Genomic DNA, 16,594 nt, shown 5'->3' on the forward strand with positions numbered 1-16,594 from the left:
CACCGCCGGTCGGATAATACACACCCGTCACACCGCCGGTGCCAATCGTGATGAATTCCTCCGCATACGCCGCCGGAGCCATAAAGGCCGCAGTAACAACCGCGCCGAGGCTAAGCTTGCTGCTGTTTTTCATTTTTGAGAACTCCCAATTCTTATGGTGGATGGGAAATCGCCCAGCGTCTCCCCCTCCAGGGCCCCCGCCGATAAGGCAAGCCTGAACCCGTTGCAACGAGGCCAAGCGCCTGAATTTCCAAAATCTCCCAACATCTTCGACGTTTCATTCAGACACTCAACTTGTCAACCCCTGCGCCTCTGTTGATGCGTTCAATCCGCAGATTTGAGGCGAGTTCCAAAAGTTTCCCCGCTTATCCGGCTGAATGCACCCTGTCAGCTTAGACGCTTGTTCCGCGGGGTCGCGAGACCTTCCAAACTTTGCAAGACCGACTGAAAACTGCCATTTGGCGTAATGAAGGGCAGTTTTGACTGTGGCCGATTACAACCCGCCAAAACAATCTGCATTGCCATTGAATCGTCGAATTTCGTAGACAAGCTGCAAGGGTATTTGCAGCAAAGACAAAATTATGGCCTCGGACGACACCCCATTGAAAACTGAACATACCACTCAGGAATTGCCATCCGATTACGTGCCGCCACGGCCACCGCCGAAGAAAAGGCTGCCCCTGAAGCTGATATTCATCTGCACCGCCGTCGCCGCCGTTCTGGTCTTGGCAAGCAATCTCATTGAAGGCCCAAAGACACTTCATCCCTTGGGGCGGGCTGGACCCACCTACACCAGCGGTGACGTGACTTGGCAAAGCTTCGATCCAACCTGGACCACATTGCAGGGGGAACACGCGCTGGATATGAACGTGAACTTCTTACGTGTCCGGGGCTCTGAGGAACCCCAACACACCCTGGACGGAGAGTTTCTAAGGGCGGTGTGTGGGTCTGTTTTGACGCGGTTACCCAATCCACCCGAAGGGGTAACCCGGACCGATATCTATCGCCTCGGCTTCCGCTTCGTCGATGCCGAGGACAAGAAACTGACAGATATTTTTCCTGTAGCGGTGCAGGACGGGGCATGTCTAAGCCATGACGAACAGGTGATGTTTACATGGGCCTTTCCCGGTTCACTGAAAGGTTGGTCCCCGGTAAACTATGACAAAGAAAAAGATGGCAAAGTAACAATGACATTCGGACGTCGCGGTGAAACACGGGTTCCTTATGATCAGGTCGATCTCAGGCTTGCGTGCAGACTGTTGTTTCAGGATGCCTCTGATCAAATGCGTCAGATATTGGACGGGGCCAAACATCTTACAGTCAGAATCGTAAAGGGGTTCACAAACTCGGTCGCTTGGATCGGACTGCACAGAGAGCAGAGCTTTCAGATCGTTAATGACGACTGCTTTCCAGAGGGCAACGTTCTGGACGGATAGCAAGGCCAAGCGCTGGTTGCCGTGAAACATCTGCAGGATTACGTGGTGCCCAAGGAGAGACTCGAACTCTCACGATGTTGCCATCGGGGGATTTTGAATCCCCTGCGTCTACCATTCCGCCACTTGGGCCACGAACACTGGATTAGCGTCCATGACCGGGAAGGTCCAGAGGCAAAAACCAACCCAAATCCGTTTTGTTTTCACTGCGGTGGTTGACGCCTCAGCGGGTGCATGGTTTGGCTTGCGCTAGGTTAGAACAGGATTTTAGCACCAGATGTTGCGCTCGCTCTATGACTGGACCATTCGTCTGGCCGAACATCCGCACGCCCTGTGGGCGCTGGCATTCATCGCCTTTATCGAAAGCTCGGTCTTTCCGATCCCGCCGGATGTGCTGATGATTCCGATGATCCTGGCCCGCCCGTCGCGCGCATGGCTGATTGCAACGGTCGCTCTGGTTGCATCGGTTCTGGGTGGCTTGTTGGGCTATGCCATCGGGGCGTTCTTTTATGAGAGCATCGGGCAACCGATTCTGGAGTCCATGGGCAAGGCGCACGCCATGGAAGAGTTCAACACCCGCTTCAACGATTTCGGCTTCTGGGCCGTTCTGGGCGCCGGTGTGACGCCCTTCCCCTACAAGGTCATCACCATCATGTCTGGCTGGACCGGGATGCCGTTGGGCACCTTCATCGCCACCTCGATCCTAGCCCGCGCGCTGCGCTTTTTCGTGGTCGCCGGGCTGCTTTGGGGCTTCGGAGAACCGATCCGGGCCTTCATTGAAAAGCGCCTGGGCCTTATGTTCACGCTGTTCGTCGTGCTTCTGTTCGGCGGGTTCCTGGCGGTGAGATACCTATGACACGCAAAAACACTCTGGTCCTGATCGCAAGCTGCGGGTCTTTGGCGCTGCTGCTAGGCGCGTGGGGTTTTCAACATCTTGGTGGCATGGCGCCCTGCAAGATGTGCATCTGGCAGCGGTATCCACATGGCGCGGCCATTCTGATCGGTGCCGTGGCTTTGGTGCTGCCGCGCGTAAATCTGCTGCCACTGCTGGGCGCTCTGGCCGCCCTGACAACCGCAGCCATCGGTGTATTCCACGCCGGGGTCGAGCAAAAATGGTGGGAAGGCCCAACAAGCTGTACCTCCGGCGATATCGGTGGCTTGTCGACGCAAGAGTTGATGGATCAGATCATGTCCGCCCCGCTGGTGCGCTGCGATGACATCCCGTGGCAGATGATGGGCATTTCGATGGCCGGGTGGAACGCCATCCTGTCGGGCGTTCTGGTATTGGTCTGGATCGCCGCGTGGCGGGCGGGTCGTTAGAACTCGTCCAGTTCCGCATCCCAATAGAGAAAGTCGATCCAGCTGTCATGCAGGTGGTTCGGTGGGAACTTGCGCCCGATATTGCGCAACACCTCGGCATCCGGCTGGCGTGGCGGTTTGCGCAAGGTCATTCCTGCTTGCCGCAGCGATTTCGAACCCTTTTTCAGGTTGCAGGGGCTGCACGCTGCCACCACGTTCTGCCAGCTTGTCACGCCGCCGGCGGCACGTGGCACCACATGGTCAAAAGTCAGATCACCCTTGCCGCCGCAATACTGACAGCGGAATTCGTCCCTCAAGAATAAATTAAAGCGCGTGAAGGCCACGCGCTTTCTGGGTTTTACATAATCTTTGAGGACAACAACCGACGGTATTCGTATTTCGGTACTCGGGCTTCGGACGACCTCGTCGTACTCGGCCACAATGTCCACCCTGTCCAGCCAGGCCGCCTTGATCGCCTCTTGCCACGGCCACAGGGACAACGGGTAATAGGACAAGGGGCGATAATCGGCGTTCAAAACCAATGCCGGATGATGCTTTAGCGCACCGGGTTCCCTGACAAATTCGGTCCTGAAGTCTCCATCCATATCAGAATCGCTCCTCGCTCTGCTCTGCCCGTTTTTGACATCAGAGCGGGGAACACCCGCCCCGGCCTTAACTTAACTATATATCGTGTTAAAACTCTGACAAGCCCTGAGTTTCCACAATATCTCGGGTGTTGGTTAAGGTGAATCCGTAACATTTGCGTGACAGTTATCCACAGGTTGCACCAATGTGGCCTGCGGGCTATGGCGAGAGACATGAGCTGGTTCATCCGATTCAACAAACCTTTCGACGTGCTGCCGCAGTTTACCGACCGCGCCAATGCGGAGTCGCCGCGCAGCACTTTGTCGGATTACATCGACTTGCCCGGTGTCTATCCGGCCGGGCGGCTGGACCGGGACAGCGAGGGGCTGATGCTGCTGACGGACAACGGGCGTCTGCAGGCACAGATCGCTGACCCCAAGCACAAAATGCCGAAAACCTACTGGGTACAGGTCGAAGGCCTGCTGGATGCAGCCGCGCTGAAGGCCCTGCGAGATGGGGTTGAATTGAAAGACGGCAAGACACGCCCGGCCAAGGCGCGATTGATGGATGAACCCGAGGGGCTGTGGCCACGCAACCCTCCGATCCGGGTGCGCCAAACGGTGCCCGATTGCTGGATCGAACTGACCCTGCGCGAGGGCCGCAACCGTCAGGTGCGACGGATGACAGCGGCCGTCGGGCACCCGACACTGCGCCTGATCCGCGCCCGGATCGGTGACTGGTCCCTGGATGGCCTTGAACCCGGTCAATGGGACAGCCTGCCCGCTCCGGCGTTGAACTCCGCCCCGCAGCGAAAACGGGACCGCCGCCCGCGCCGGTGACAAAAACCGCGTGTTGTGATATACTTACCGAATGAAAGTCACGCCAGACATACCCGCGCCCTCGGGTATTCTTGAGGCCGCGCTCTACGTCGATGACCTGGATGCGGCGGAACAGTTCTATGGCGAGATTCTGGCGCTTGAGAAAATCCAACGGGTTGCCGACCGGCATGTGTTCTTCCGGGTTGGCGGCTCGGTCTTGTTACTGTTCAACGCGGATGAAACCGAGAAACCGCCCGGCAATCCCGACCTTCCGGTCCCACCTCACGGCGCGCGCGGTCCCGGCCATGTCTGCCTGATCCTGACGCGTGATCAGATCCATGTGATGCGCAAACATCTGCTGGACTGGAACGTTCCTATGGATGCCGAGTTCGACTGGCCAAGCGGCGCACGCTCGCTTTACGTGCGCGACCCGTCCGGCAATTCAGTCGAGTTTGCCGAGGGTCACTTGTGGGACTGACTGGTCAACGCAATGGCTGCTTTTCACCGCCAACAACGCGGTAGATATCGCTTGAGACGACGCCGGCCTCAGCCAACGCAGCCTGAAACACCGCCATATGCGGCGCTGCAAAATGAGCCTCCAAAGCGGTCTGATCCTGCCATTCCTCATAGACGCGAAACCGTGTGGAATGCCCCAGAATCCGGCTGAACTCATAGACCAGACAGCCGGGTTCCTTCACCGTCTCGGCCACCATCGCCTGCGCGGCTTTGGCTGCCTTTTCAACACCTTCTGGCGAAACCTCAACAGTTCCGGTCACGATCAACATGGGGCGTCCTTTCTCAGGTCAAACCGTTTGGTGATTCTGTCGACCGGTCTTCCGCTCCGCAACAGCACCCCGTAGGCGACCGAGTAGTCACGGAATCCCATCTTGTCATAGTAACCCAGCCCCATTCCGTTGTCGGCGCGAATGGTTGCGCTGATTGCGTTCAACCCGACCCCGGCGGCGTATTTGGTCGTTTCCGCGAACAGCGCCCGCCCAGCCCCTTTCAGCACGGGTGTGCGGCGGGTGAAGGTTGCAATATCTCCGCAATCCTCAGGCAGCGCATCATGCGTTCCCAGCCATTGGAAGCCCGCCACCTCACCCTGATCGTCCAGGGCAACGTGACAGCAAATCATGTCCGATCCACCAAGGTAACTTTGCGCAAACAGCGCGTCGGAGAACGGAATTTCAAACGCGGTCGAGCCTCCGATCTCGATGATATCATTGAGGATGCGGCAGGACGCGCTGACATCTTCGGGCATCATGGGGCGGACCGCGATCATGGTCACAAGCTCAACTTGTCGCGCATGAAGGCCAGCGCAACGCTCAGGCCATCGGGTGCGATACCGTGGCCAGTGCCCTTCATCACATGCGCATAGATTTCCTTGAAATCCGCCGCCTGCAGGGCTTCGGCGGCTTCGGGCAGCGATTGTGGCGGCACCACGTCGTCGGAGTCCCCGTGCACCAGCAGGATTGGCATCCGGCTGACGGTCTCATCGGGCAGCAGATCGGGCTCCAGCAACCGGCCTGAAAACGCAACAATCCCGGCCACCGGGTCTTCGCGGCGCGGGGCGACATGCAGGCTCATCATGGTGCCTTGTGAGAATCCGAACAGAACCACCTGCTCGGGCAGCACGTCTTCGTCCACCATCAGCGCGTCGAGGAAAGCGTTGAAATCGTCGGCAGCCATTTCCATGCCGCGCCGCGCTTCTTCCTCGGACGAGCCATCAATCCACGGGATCGGGAACCACTGAAAGCCGTTTGGCATTCCGGGAATTTGTTCGGGCGCATCCGGGGCAACGAACAGCGTATCCGGCAGGTGTTCACCCAGCGGATCGGCCAGACCCAGCAAATCGGCGCCATTGGCCCCATAGCCGTGCACGAACACCACGACCGAGCGCGTATCGCCCGAAACCGGCTCTTTTCGGAGCGCATTCAAAACCCGTGTCATCTGATCCCTTCTCGTTCTTTTGCCACCCGGTAATAGGCCCACAAAACCCGCGCCGCAACCGAGCGCCACGGCGACCAGGCCTCGGCCATCTGTCGCAGTTCCTTGTCGGTCGGGCGTTTGGGCAGGTCATAAAGGATCCGCGCGGCCTCTTGCAGCGCCAGATCACCCGGCGCGATCACGTCGGCGCGGCCCAGCGAGAACATCGCGTAGATCTCGGCGGTCCAGACGCCAATGCCCTGCACTTCAGTCAACGTCGCAACAACATCTGCATTAGGAGCATCGCGCAATGCCCTGTAATCAATTCGCGCCTCAGCCAGAGCACGGGCATACCGGATTTTCTGGCGGCTCAGCCCCACGGCGCGCAAATCGTCATCGGTTGCCCACATGATCTTGCGCGGTCCGGTGAGCTTGGCATCCTGCAACCGCTTCCAGATCGCATTGGCCGAGGCGACGCTAACCTGTTGGCTGACAATCGCGCTCAATAACTGCGCAAACCCGTCCGGACGGCGGCGCAGGGGCAACGGTCCGGTTTGCTCCATCGCCCAAGCCATACGCGGACACGTTTCGGCCAGCCACGCCGCGCCTTCCGACACACATTCGTTGGTTTCGATGATACGTCCTACGGACATGCGCGCTCCGGGCTGGTGATCACGTGCACGTTAGGCTGCTTTGCCGCATATGCAACCCGCTTGTGCGGCTGAGTTTTCGCGGATACCCATAGGCCCATGACACTGACCGCCGCCACCCCGGACAACAGCCAAGCCAAACGCAACGTCGCCGTATTGGTGGCGGCGCAAGCCGTGCTGGGGTCTCAGATGCCGATGATCTTCATCGTTGGCGGGCTTGCAGGTCAGTCGCTGGCGACCAATCCCTGTCTGGCCACCCTACCCATTTCGCTGATCGTTCTGGGCTCGATGCTGGCAGCCACGCCTATTTCGGCGATCATGCAGCGTTGGGGGCGGCGTGCCGGTTTTCTGGTCGGCGCCACCGCCGGCGCCTGTGGCGGTTTGGTAGGCGCATATGGCCTGTATCTGGGTTCGTTCCCGATCTTCCTGCTGGGCAGCCTGCTAACCGGCATCTACATGAGCGCCCACGGATTCTACCGCTTTGCCGCCGCTGACACCGCGTCGGATGCATTCCGCCCCAAGGCTATCTCTTACGTTATGGCCGGTGGTCTGGCTGCGGCCATCATCGGGCCGCAGATCGTCAAGCTGACCTCGACCGCCTATGTGATCCCGTTCCTGGGAACATACATGGCGGTAATCGCGCTGAATGTCGTTGGCTCGGCTCTGTTCTTCTTTCTGGATATTCCAACACCGCCAAAGGCCAAGGAAGGCGCACCAACGGGACGGTCCCGTCTGGAAATGCTGAAGACGCCGCGCATCGCCGTGGCCATCATCTGCGCCATGGTGTCTTACGCGCTGATGAACCTTGTGATGACCTCGACCCCGCTGGCGGTAGTGGGCTGTGGGTTCAGCGCAAATGACGCCGCCGACGTGGTCACCAGCCACGTGCTGGCAATGTATGTGCCCAGCTTTTTCACCGGTCAGCTCATCGCGCGTTTTGGGGTCGAGAAAATCGTCGCCCTTGGCCTTGCTATTCTGGCTGGCGCGGGCGTGGTTGCCCTGCAAGGTGTCGAGTTGGGCAATTTTTTCGTCGCCCTGATCCTGCTGGGGGTTGGTTGGAACTTTGGCTTTATTGGAGCCACGACCATGCTGGCCGCCTCGCATGACGTGAATGAACGCGGCCGGATGCAGGGCCTGAACGATCTGCTGGTGTTTGGCGGCGTCACGCTTGCATCACTGGCCTCGGGCGGATTGATGAACTGTTCGGGCGGCTCCGCGGTCGAGGGCTGGACGGCGGTGAACCTCGCCATGATCCCGCTGCTGACGCTGGCGGGCGGCGCGCTGCTGTGGCTGGTTCTGAAACCGTCCGAGGCGGAAACAGTCTGACCCTACCAGCACCCGCTGGCGGCAGTCCACATCAGTGACAGCCTGCGGCGAATTTCACCCTGCGCCAAATCCCCGGCGGCCACGCGATCCGGGCGGGCCACGGCCTGCCGAAGAACCCATTCCGCCTGCCACCCGGCGTAAAGCGCGGGCCGGGCATCTGCCGAGACAGCAGACGCACTGGACCGCGCCCGTTGAAGCCGCTCCAGCGCTTTCTGCGCCAGCGTACGTACGCCATCGGACGTGCCGTCGAGCAAAGGAATACGACCCCGCGCCTCAAGATCGGGAATGGCCCGCAGCCAGTTTGCCACGCCAACACCATAACCGAAGTCACGCAAAACGCCCTCGTCCGCAGCGCCCAAAACCTGCGCCGACGCAACCATCAGAGAGCCAGCGGAGTGATTGATATAGGCGTCGAAATGCGCCTCATCCTCAAACGGGTCACGGTAGATGTCCCAGCGCCTGACGGCCACATACTCATCCAACATAGCAGCCAGATGCGGCGACAGAACCTGCGCCAGAGGCGTCACAACCTCGTGCCTGCGCACGGGCTTACCCTCGGCAATCTCCTGCAACGCATCGCGCCACCATTGCAGCCGCATCTCGGCGATCATCGCTTCCTGAGTAACCCAAGGTGCGCGCGCGACCTCGACATTCAACGCATAGAGCGGAAACAACAGCGGCCGTGCGGCAACGGGCGCCGCCATCACCGCCATGAACCGGTCGGGATCGGCGCGATGGACCAGTTCCGCGCAAGCCTTGACGTCGTCGTTGAATTCCACGGTCACTCGGCCACCGCCGTCTGCGATCCGCAATCGCGCACCAGCTTCCACTGAATCGCATCCAGCAGCGCCTCGAACGAAGCGTCGACTATGTTCGCACTAACGCCCACGGTCGACCAGCGCCGCCCCTGCCCGTCTTCGCTGTCGATGATCACACGGGTCACCGCCTCGGTCCCGCCCTGAGTGATGCGCACCTTGAAATCGACCAGCTTCATATCGGCCAGAATCTGTGAGTACTGCCCCAGATCCTTCGAAAGCGCCTTGGCCAGTGCGTTCACCGGCCCCCGGTCGCTGCCGTTTTCATCCATGGACTCACTGACCGAGAGCTTCTTTTCCCCGTCGACCTTCACGACAACCACAGCCTCGGACAGGCTGACCATCTTGTTGTACTTGTTCTTGCGCCGCTCAACAGTGACTTTGTAGCGCTTGACCTCGAAGAACTCGGGCAATTGCTCCAACTCATCGCGCGCCAGCAGTTCAAAGCTGGCTTGCGCGGTATCATAGGAATAGCCCTCGGCCTCACGCTGCTTGATCCGGTCCAGAATGCGCCCCAGCGCCGGGTCGTTTTTTTCGACGACCAGACCGGCCTCGGTCAGGCGTTTGCGCAGGTTCGATTGCCCCGCCTGGTTCGACATCGGAATGATCCGCGCGTTCCCGACCGCGCCCGGCTCTACATGTTCATAGGTCGACGGGTCCTTGAGGATCGCGCTGGCGTGCAACCCCGCCTTATGGGCAAAGGCCGAAGCCCCGACATAGGCCGATTGCTTGCTGGGCACCCGGTTCAGGATATCGTCCAACATTCGACTGATACGCGTCAGCCCACCCAGCGCCTGCAAGCTGACACCTGTCTCAAAGCCCGTGGCATAGGGTTCTTTCAACGACAACGTCGGGATCAGCGCCGTCAGGTTGGCGTTGCCGCAACGCTCCCCCAATCCGTTCAACGTGCCCTGAATCTGCCGCGCCCCGGCGTCCACGGCTGCCAAAGAACAGGCCACCGCATTCTCGGTGTCGTTATGGGTGTGAATACCCAACCGATCCCCCGGAAGCCCCGCAGCAATCACCTCGGACACAATGCGCGAGACCTCCGCCGGCAGCGCGCCGCCATTGGTGTCACACAGCACAACCCAGCGCGCCCCGGCGTCCAGAGCGGCCCGGCACACCTCGATCGCGTAACCGGGATTGTCCTTGTAGCCGTCAAAGAAATGCTCGGCGTCAAACAACGCCTCACGCCCCTGCGCCACGATATGCGCGACCGAGGCGCGAACATTCTCGACATTCTCCTCCAGCGAGATTCCAAGCGCATCGGTGACGTGGTAGTCATGCGATTTGCCGACCAGACAGACGGCCTGCGTCCCCGCATTCATCACCGCGGCCAGAACATCGTCATTCTCGGCCGACCGACCCGACCGTTTGGTCATGCCAAACGCGGTCAGACGGGCCGAGGTCTTTGGCGCGACCTCGAAAAACGCGCTGTCCGTCGGATTCGCCCCGGGCCAGCCGCCTTCGATATAGTCCACGCCCAGCTCGTCCAGAGCCTGCGCGATCTGCACTTTCTCAGCGGTCGAGAACTGCACGCCCTGCGTTTGCTGCCCGTCCCGCAAGGTCGTGTCGTAAAGGTACAGCCGTTCCTTTGACATCACACCTCCTCCAGCTTGGCCGCGTCAAACCCGGCACCGGGCACCAGTTCGACCCCGTCCTTGCTCATGCGAACTTCCAAACCGGCGGCGATATATGCGGCCTTCAGACGGTCCACTTCCGAGAAGTCCTTGCTCTGCATCGCAACGACCCGCGCATCCGCCAACCGGCCCGCATGAGCAGACAGATCCACCGAAGCGGTATCCGCCCACGCGCCCATCTCGTCAGACAAAAGTCCCACCAACTGCGCACTCGCCAGCAGCCCCGCCGCATCCCCATCCGCAGCCAGACGGTAGAGTTCCGCCAAAGCGCCCGCCGTATTCAGGTCGTCACTCAGCGCAGCGATAACTGCGGGCGCCGCGCTGGCGGCGGGCTCGATGCCCGCTGTCAGCGCCCGCCACTTGCGCAGTGTCGCCTCGGCCTCACGCGCCTTCTTCTCGGTCCAGTCCATCGGCTTGCGATAGTGAGTTTGCAGGAAGACAAAGCGGATCACTTCGCCCGGAACGCCCTGTTCCAACAGGTCATGAACGGTGAAGAAATTGCCCAGAGATTTGGACATCTTCTTACCTTCCACCTGCAACATCTCATTGTGCAGCCAGACCCGCGCAAACTCCCCTTCGGGATGTGCGCAGCAGCTCTGGGCGATCTCATTCTCATGATGCGGGAACATCAGATCATTACCGCCACCGTGAATGTCAAAGCTGTCGCCCAGCAGCTCATAGCTCATGGCCGAGCATTCGATGTGCCAGCCTGGTCGCCCCCGGCCCCAAGGGCTGTCCCAGCCTGGCAACTCATCGGTCGAGGGTTTCCACAGCACAAAATCCATCGGGTTCTTTTTGTAAGGCGCGACTTCAACCCGCGCCCCTGCGATCATGTCATCGACGGACCGACCGGACAGAGCGCCATACTTCTCTTTCCAGCTGTCCACTGCAAACAGGACATGCCCCGCGGCTGCGTAGGCGTGGCCCTTCTCGATCAGCCCTTCGATCATAGCGATCATCTGGTCGATATATTGCGTAGCGCGCGGCATCTCGTTTGGTTCCAATGCCCCCAGCGCGCCCATATCATGCAGATACCAGCCAATGGTCTCGTCCGAACGCTCCTGCACCAATTGTTCCAACGTGCCCGCAGCACCAGCCTGCTGTCGAGCCAGCGCGGTTGCGTTGATCTTGTCGTCCACGTCGGTGAAATTGCGCACATAGGTCACGTGATCCGTGCCATACGTGTGCCGCAGCAAGCGATAGAGCACATCAAACACCACCACCGGCCGTGCATTTCCCAGATGAGCGCGGTCATAGACGGTCGGTCCGCAGACATACATCCGCACATTGTCGGCGCTGATCGGAACGAAATCCTCTTTCGTCCGCGTCCGGGTGTTGTGCAGTTTGATCGTCGTCATCGGTCAGCTCCTAAAGACAGCGTGGCTTCTCGCGTTGGCGCGGGCTTAGCAACTTGTCTCAGGGATGAAAACGAAAGAAACCGGCCCGCTTGATAAATCAGCAGGTAATGCAGCAGATAATGATGCAGGTCATACGGTTCATACTGTCCCAGTACCACGCAGAACGCCCTGCGCCAAGCCCCGAGTTCCACGCCCCGACGTCGCTGATTGACAATTTCCAATGCCTCTGGCCCTGTCTGCGCAAGACACCAGACGGAGACGGCCCATGAAACTGTCGCAGCGCATCACTCATCTGACCGAAGGCGGCAGCGACGGTTGGGACGTGTTCTATCGCGCCCGCCAGATGATCAGCGACGGCTACGCAGTGACCGAGCTGACGATTGGCGAGCACGACATCCGCACCGATGCGTCGATCCTCGAGGCGATGGACCAGTCCGCCCGGCAAGGTCACACCGGTTATGCGATGGTCCCCGGCACCGACCTGCTGCGCGACACAGTGGCCGCCCGGCTGCAGGCACGCACCGGAGTGCCCACCACGCGCCACAATGTATTGATCACGCCCGGTGGACAATCAGCGCTGTTTTCTGCCCATGTCGCGGTGTGTGATCCCGACGACGTGGGGCTGTATCTCGACCCGTATTACGCCACCTACCCCGGCACGATCCGGGGGGCCGGAGCTGTGGCCCGATCAATCCAAACCACCGCCGAAGACGCGTTCCAGCCGCGCGCCGAACAGATCGAGGCCGCTGCCGATGGCGCGGTGTCCTTGCTGGTCAACACGCCGAACAACCCCACCGGTGTTGTGTATTCCCGCCAGACCCTCGAAGGGATCGCCGAGGTGTGCCGCCAGCGTGATCTCTGGCTGATTTCGGACGAGGTCTATGACACGCAGGTCTGGGAAGGAGAGCATATCTCGCCCCGTACCCTACCGGGCATGGCCGAGCGCACGCTGGTCGTTGGTTCAATGTCGAAATCCCACGCAATGACCGGGTCCCGCTGCGGCTGGATCGTCGGTCCCGAAAAGGTGATCTCGCATCTGATCAACCTCGCCACGCACACAACCTATGGTGTACCCGGATTTATCCAGGACGCCGCCAGTTTCGCACTGAACGCGGGCAACGATCTGGAGGAACAGATCGCCGAACCCTTCCGCCGACGTCGCGCGCTGGCGGTTGGTATTCTCGAGGCGCAGAACACCATCGGACTGGTTCCGGCGCAGGGCGCGATGTATCTGATGCTGGATATCCGTGCCACCGGGCTCAGCGGTGATGGATTCGCCAACGCCCTTCTGGATACGCACGCGATTGCGGTTATGCCGGGTGAAAGTTTCGGGTCCGCAGCCGCAGGCCATATCCGTGTGGCAATGACGATTGACGACGACAGATTCGCAACCGCCCTGTCCACGATCTGTACCTTTGCGTCTGAATTGTCGGAACATCACTCCGCCGTTGGCTGACAGGCGTCAGAACCGGAAGGATGTGCGCAGGTTGAAAACACTCGCGTCCAGCCCGCCATCTGTCCGGGTGACGTCATCGAAATCCTGCCGCAATGCCTCACCGCTGATCACAAAGCGGTCGTTGATCGGATAGGCCACGCCGATTCCGTAGACGGCCGCCGTATCGTTGTCGACCGAAGCATCCAACCGGGCCGCGCCGACCACAACATATCCCAAGGCGCCGCCAAAATCATAGCCACCGCGAAGTTTCAGGCGGGTCATGCTGTCCAGACTGCCCTCGCCATCACTCAGGCCCAGGGACAGATGGTTGTATTCCAGTTCACCACCCAGAACAAAGCTGCCGAAGTCCCGGTCATAGCCGATATGAGGGCCAAAGGCCGTGTCGTTGCCGCTTGACCCGTTCGGGCCGTCGGCTTCTGCATATCCAAAGCTGAATCCGGCATAAGCCCCGGTCCAATCCTCAGCCATTGCTGGGGCTGCGATGCTCGTCACCAAAAAGAGGCAGACGACCTTAAGGGCTTTCATAAAACTCTCCTAAAGAACCTTCCGTCGGGACTTTGGTCTTTCGGGTCAACGTAACTTAGAAACTTGGTTCACGATCATTAAGATTCAATTGAGATCACGAACCACTCTTAAATAAGTGAAGGAACCATAACAGATTTCTGCCATAGCGGGAAAAATTCTTTTGAATCAAACAAACGCCGTGACACATGCATCACAGCTTCGCTTTTGAACTCTCAGGTCGCAAACAGGACAGAAAGCGCCGGTGCGCGTCGGAATACTGACCGCCAATATGTGAGGACCCACATGCAAAACGAAGTTTGGAAGATCCGGCTGATCAGCCGCACCATCGGTGCGGATCGGGGCCGTGCGGCGCGCGGGCGGCCGTCCAAGGCGTGACACCCCTACCCTCACGACGCCTTATTTACTGGATTCTGCCCCATGACCGATCAAACCCGTAACTCTTCCCGCAGCGGCGGACGCGCCGCGCGCCGTGCTGCCCGTGCGACAGCACTGCCTGAACATCTGCGCCCCATCCGCCCCGGTATGGAGGGTGGCGTCCTCAATGTTCTGACCCAGGCACAGATCGAACGTATTCACGAAGCCGCGCTGACCGCACTGGAAACCATCGGTCTGGCCGACGCGCCGCAGAGCGGGATCGATTACCTCGTCGGTGCTGGCTGCACTTTGGGCGATGATGGCCGCATCCGCTTTCCCCGCGCTCTGGTCGAGGACACGGTCGCCAAGGCAAACCGCTCGGTCACTCTGTACAGCCGCGACGGCAAAACCGATCTGAACCTGTCCGGCACCAAGGTCCACTACGGCACCGCAGGCGCGGCCGTCAGTATGGTTGATGTTCACGGCAATGAATACCGGGATTCAACAGTGCAGGACCTGCATGACGCATCCCGTATCTGTGAACAGCTTGAAAATATTCACTTTGTTCAACGTCCCATGGTCTGCCGAGACATCCCCGACAACCTCGAGATGGATCTGAACACGATCTATGCCTGCTGTTCGGGTACCTTCAAACATATCGGCACATCCTTCACCGAACCGCATCACGTGGCGCCCGCGATGGAGATGATCTACACGATCGCCGGCGGCGAAGATAAATTCCGTGAGCGTCCGTTCATCTCGAACTCGAACTGCTTTGTCGTGCCACCGATGAAATTCGCGACCGAAAGCTGCGAGGTCATGGAACTGTGCATCAAGGCTGGGATGCCGGTGCTGTTGCTTTCTGCCGGAATGGCCGGAGCGACCGCACCCTCGACAATCGCCGGAGCGATCACCCAAGCCACGGCGGAATGTCTGGCCGGTCTGGTTTATGTAAACGCCGTAAGCCCAGGTGCCCCAGCGATTTTTGGCACTTGGCCTTTTGGTTTGGACCTGCGCACCGGCGCCATGTCGATCGGGTCCGGCGAACAGGCCCTGCTGACCGCGGGCTGCGCCCAGATGCACCGGTTCTACGATCTGCCGGGTGGTGCAGCCGCCGGAGCGTCCGACTCGAAAATGCCCGACATGCAGGCCGGATGGGAGCAGATGTGCTCGAATGTCATGGCCGGGCTATCGGGCGTGAACATGGTGTACGAAGCAGCAGGTATGCACGCCTCGTTGCTGGGCTTCTGCCTCGAAAGCCTTATCCTCAGCGACGATCTGATCGGACAGGCGCAGCGCTGTGTGCGTGGGATCGAAGTCAACGATGAGACACTGGCGCTGGACCAGATGGCCGAGGTCTGCATGGGCGGTCCGGGCCACTATCTGGGCACCGACGCCACGCTCAGCCGGATGCAGGCGGACTATGTCTATCCAACGTTCGGTGACCGCACCTCGCCCAAGGAATGGGCAGAGCTAGGCAAACCCGATCTGATTGAAAAAGCGATCAAGCGGAAAGAAGAAATCCTGTCGTCCCCGTCTCCAGCCCAGTTCGATCCGATTTTGGATGCTGAGATTCGCGACAGATTCAACATTCATCTCGCCAAATAAGACACTGTAAAAGCGGCCAGAGTTTATCTGGCCGCCCTTAAATTCGGGGTTAGCCGTCGGTCGCCGGCAACAACCCTGCTTCCTGCGCCACGGCAATTTCGGCCTCATCCAGCGCGCCGTCGCCGTTTGCGTCCATCGCCGAGAATGTGTCGGTGTCAACGCCGGGCACAACGGCCTGAACCTCTTCAATTGTCAGTACACCATCGCCGTTTGCATCGGCCGTGGTGTCTGCAATGGCCATAACCGGCAGTCCAAGGACAAAGGCGGAAATTACGGTCAGTGTTTGCGGTTTCATTGTGATGCCTCCTGATTGAGTTCTGTTTGGTTTTGCGTCCGGACACCCAACACAAACACCGTCCTCAATCCTGATGTCACCCGCATCAGGGGAATTTGTCCGTATCGCGCCAATCTTTGCGTGTTTGACCGAGTCGCACCTGCGGCAAGTTGCTCGGCAAAAATCCCCCAAATGCATTCGGCGAGACTTGCCCGACAGACACATCGCAAAACGGCAAGGCTCTGCTCAAAACCCGGCAAATGGGCTGCAAAAAAGAAAGGGGGCCGAAGCCCCCTGTCAGTTTCGCCTTCCAGGCTCATTTCGTTGACCGCCCGGTGTTTTTTTGCCTGCGGCCTGGACTGCGCATGGGACGAGCGCACCCGCCCCGTGAAAGAGTGGGAAAGAGCAAATATTCCGCCCCACCCTGTTCCCGACCGACACGGGCATGTCGGCCGAGTGGAGCGAGGCATCGATGGTAAGTCTCAGCGCCTTGCTCCGTATTCGTCGGGGCCGGTACCTGTGGCAGC

18 protein-coding genes and 1 tRNA gene are annotated in these 16,594 nt (G+C 59.7%); 8 read left to right on the forward strand and 11 right to left on the reverse strand.

The features are described 5' to 3' along the window. Positions 1 to 581: 581 nt before the first annotated feature. Positions 582 to 1,436: a hypothetical protein gene (locus ACR0NT_RS04975; protein WP_170671616.1), complete on the forward strand. Its 855-nt coding sequence runs from the start codon at positions 582 to 584 to the stop codon at positions 1,434 to 1,436. Positions 1,437 to 1,479: 43 nt separating this feature from the next. Here the strand turns inward: ACR0NT_RS04975 and ACR0NT_RS04980 are convergent. After that, positions 1,480 to 1,565, reverse strand: a tRNA-Leu gene (locus ACR0NT_RS04980). A gap of 145 nt (positions 1,566 to 1,710) precedes the next feature. On the opposite strand from ACR0NT_RS04980, the gene ACR0NT_RS04985 reads away from it, so the two are divergent. Next, complete coding sequence (locus ACR0NT_RS04985; RefSeq protein ID WP_170671618.1) at positions 1,711 to 2,289, forward strand: YqaA family protein; 579 nt, start codon at positions 1,711 to 1,713, stop codon at positions 2,287 to 2,289. Beyond that, a complete protein-coding gene (locus tag ACR0NT_RS04990; protein WP_170443858.1) occupies positions 2,286 to 2,753 on the forward strand; it encodes a disulfide bond formation protein B in 468 nt (155 codons plus the stop codon). Before ACR0NT_RS04985 ends, ACR0NT_RS04990 begins: the two co-directional genes overlap by 4 nt. On the opposite strand, the gene ACR0NT_RS04995 is transcribed toward ACR0NT_RS04990, so the two are convergent. Beyond that, positions 2,750 to 3,337: an HNH endonuclease gene (locus ACR0NT_RS04995; RefSeq protein WP_170443856.1), complete on the reverse strand. Its 588-nt coding sequence runs from the start codon at positions 3,335 to 3,337 to the stop codon at positions 2,750 to 2,752. The two genes, ACR0NT_RS04990 and ACR0NT_RS04995, sit on opposite strands and share 4 nt — an antisense overlap. A 213-nt stretch (positions 3,338 to 3,550) precedes the next feature. Here ACR0NT_RS04995 and ACR0NT_RS05000 point away from each other — a divergent pair, with 213 nt between their 5' ends. Together ACR0NT_RS05000 and ACR0NT_RS05005 are read left to right on the forward strand one after the other, a co-directional pair. After that, positions 3,551 to 4,156: a pseudouridine synthase gene (locus tag ACR0NT_RS05000; protein ID WP_170671621.1), complete on the forward strand. Its 606-nt coding sequence runs from the start codon at positions 3,551 to 3,553 to the stop codon at positions 4,154 to 4,156. A 31-nt stretch (positions 4,157 to 4,187) separates the two neighbouring features. Further along, on the forward strand, positions 4,188 to 4,613 hold the full coding sequence (locus ACR0NT_RS05005; protein WP_170443851.1) for a VOC family protein: 426 nt from the start codon (positions 4,188 to 4,190) through the stop codon (positions 4,611 to 4,613). 4 nt (positions 4,614 to 4,617) lie between these two features. Here ACR0NT_RS05005 and ACR0NT_RS05010 read toward each other — a convergent pair whose 3' ends face one another. The 4 genes from ACR0NT_RS05010 to ACR0NT_RS05025 are packed head-to-tail and all read right to left on the reverse strand — an operon-like array spanning position 4,618 to position 6,714. Further along, the gene (locus ACR0NT_RS05010; protein WP_170671623.1) at positions 4,618 to 4,920 is read right to left on the reverse strand and encodes a putative quinol monooxygenase; all 303 of its coding nucleotides are present in this window, start codon (positions 4,918 to 4,920) and stop codon (positions 4,618 to 4,620) included. Beyond that, on the reverse strand, positions 4,914 to 5,417 hold the full coding sequence (locus tag ACR0NT_RS05015; RefSeq protein WP_170671625.1) for a GNAT family N-acetyltransferase: 504 nt from the start codon (positions 5,415 to 5,417) through the stop codon (positions 4,914 to 4,916). The genes ACR0NT_RS05010 and ACR0NT_RS05015 overlap by 7 nt, the downstream gene beginning before the upstream one ends. A 2-nt stretch (positions 5,418 to 5,419) precedes the next feature. After that, positions 5,420 to 6,085 carry an alpha/beta hydrolase gene (locus ACR0NT_RS05020; RefSeq protein ID WP_170443845.1) on the reverse strand — a complete coding sequence of 222 codons (666 nt, stop codon included), beginning with the start codon at positions 6,083 to 6,085 and terminating at the stop codon, positions 5,420 to 5,422. Continuing rightward, the gene (locus ACR0NT_RS05025) at positions 6,082 to 6,714 is read right to left on the reverse strand and encodes a DNA glycosylase family protein (RefSeq protein WP_170671627.1); all 633 of its coding nucleotides are present in this window, start codon (positions 6,712 to 6,714) and stop codon (positions 6,082 to 6,084) included. Before ACR0NT_RS05025 ends, ACR0NT_RS05020 begins: the two co-directional genes overlap by 4 nt. A 96-nt stretch (positions 6,715 to 6,810) precedes the next feature. Here ACR0NT_RS05025 and ACR0NT_RS05030 point away from each other — a divergent pair, with 96 nt between their 5' ends. Further along, positions 6,811 to 8,037, forward strand: a complete 1,227-nt coding sequence (locus ACR0NT_RS05030) for an MFS transporter (protein ID WP_170443840.1) — start codon at positions 6,811 to 6,813, stop codon at positions 8,035 to 8,037. 2 nt (positions 8,038 to 8,039) lie between these two features. On the opposite strand, the gene ACR0NT_RS05035 is transcribed toward ACR0NT_RS05030, so the two are convergent. The 3 genes from ACR0NT_RS05035 to cysS are packed head-to-tail and all read right to left on the reverse strand — an operon-like array spanning position 8,040 to position 11,850. Then, positions 8,040 to 8,816, reverse strand: a complete 777-nt coding sequence (locus ACR0NT_RS05035) for a squalene/phytoene synthase family protein (RefSeq protein WP_170672433.1) — start codon at positions 8,814 to 8,816, stop codon at positions 8,040 to 8,042. Between the two features lie 2 nt (positions 8,817 to 8,818). Next, a complete protein-coding gene (gene cimA / locus ACR0NT_RS05040; protein WP_170671629.1) occupies positions 8,819 to 10,453 on the reverse strand; it encodes a citramalate synthase in 1,635 nt (544 codons plus the stop codon). Then, positions 10,453 to 11,850 (reverse strand): cysteine--tRNA ligase, encoded by a 1,398-nt coding sequence (gene cysS / locus ACR0NT_RS05045; RefSeq protein WP_170671631.1) that lies wholly within the window; start codon positions 11,848 to 11,850, stop codon positions 10,453 to 10,455. Before cysS ends, cimA begins: the two co-directional genes overlap by 1 nt. Positions 11,851 to 12,115: 265 nt before the next feature. On the opposite strand from cysS, the gene ACR0NT_RS05050 reads away from it, so the two are divergent. Beyond that, positions 12,116 to 13,306: a pyridoxal phosphate-dependent aminotransferase gene (locus tag ACR0NT_RS05050; RefSeq protein ID WP_170671633.1), complete on the forward strand. Its 1,191-nt coding sequence runs from the start codon at positions 12,116 to 12,118 to the stop codon at positions 13,304 to 13,306. Positions 13,307 to 13,312: 6 nt separating this feature from the next. Here ACR0NT_RS05050 and ACR0NT_RS05055 read toward each other — a convergent pair whose 3' ends face one another. Beyond that, on the reverse strand, positions 13,313 to 13,831 hold the full coding sequence (locus ACR0NT_RS05055) for an outer membrane beta-barrel protein (protein ID WP_170443832.1): 519 nt from the start codon (positions 13,829 to 13,831) through the stop codon (positions 13,313 to 13,315). 417 nt (positions 13,832 to 14,248) lie between these two features. Here ACR0NT_RS05055 and ACR0NT_RS05060 point away from each other — a divergent pair, with 417 nt between their 5' ends. Further along, positions 14,249 to 15,793, forward strand: coding sequence for a trimethylamine methyltransferase family protein (locus ACR0NT_RS05060; RefSeq protein ID WP_170671635.1), 1,545 nt, complete (start codon positions 14,249 to 14,251; stop codon positions 15,791 to 15,793). Positions 15,794 to 15,842: 49 nt separating this feature from the next. On the opposite strand, the gene ACR0NT_RS05065 is transcribed toward ACR0NT_RS05060, so the two are convergent. Continuing rightward, complete coding sequence (locus tag ACR0NT_RS05065) at positions 15,843 to 16,088, reverse strand: EF-hand domain-containing protein (RefSeq protein ID WP_170443829.1); 246 nt, start codon at positions 16,086 to 16,088, stop codon at positions 15,843 to 15,845. Positions 16,089 to 16,594: the final 506 nt, after the last annotated feature.

Source organism: Ruegeria sp. AB10, from assembly GCF_056542745.1.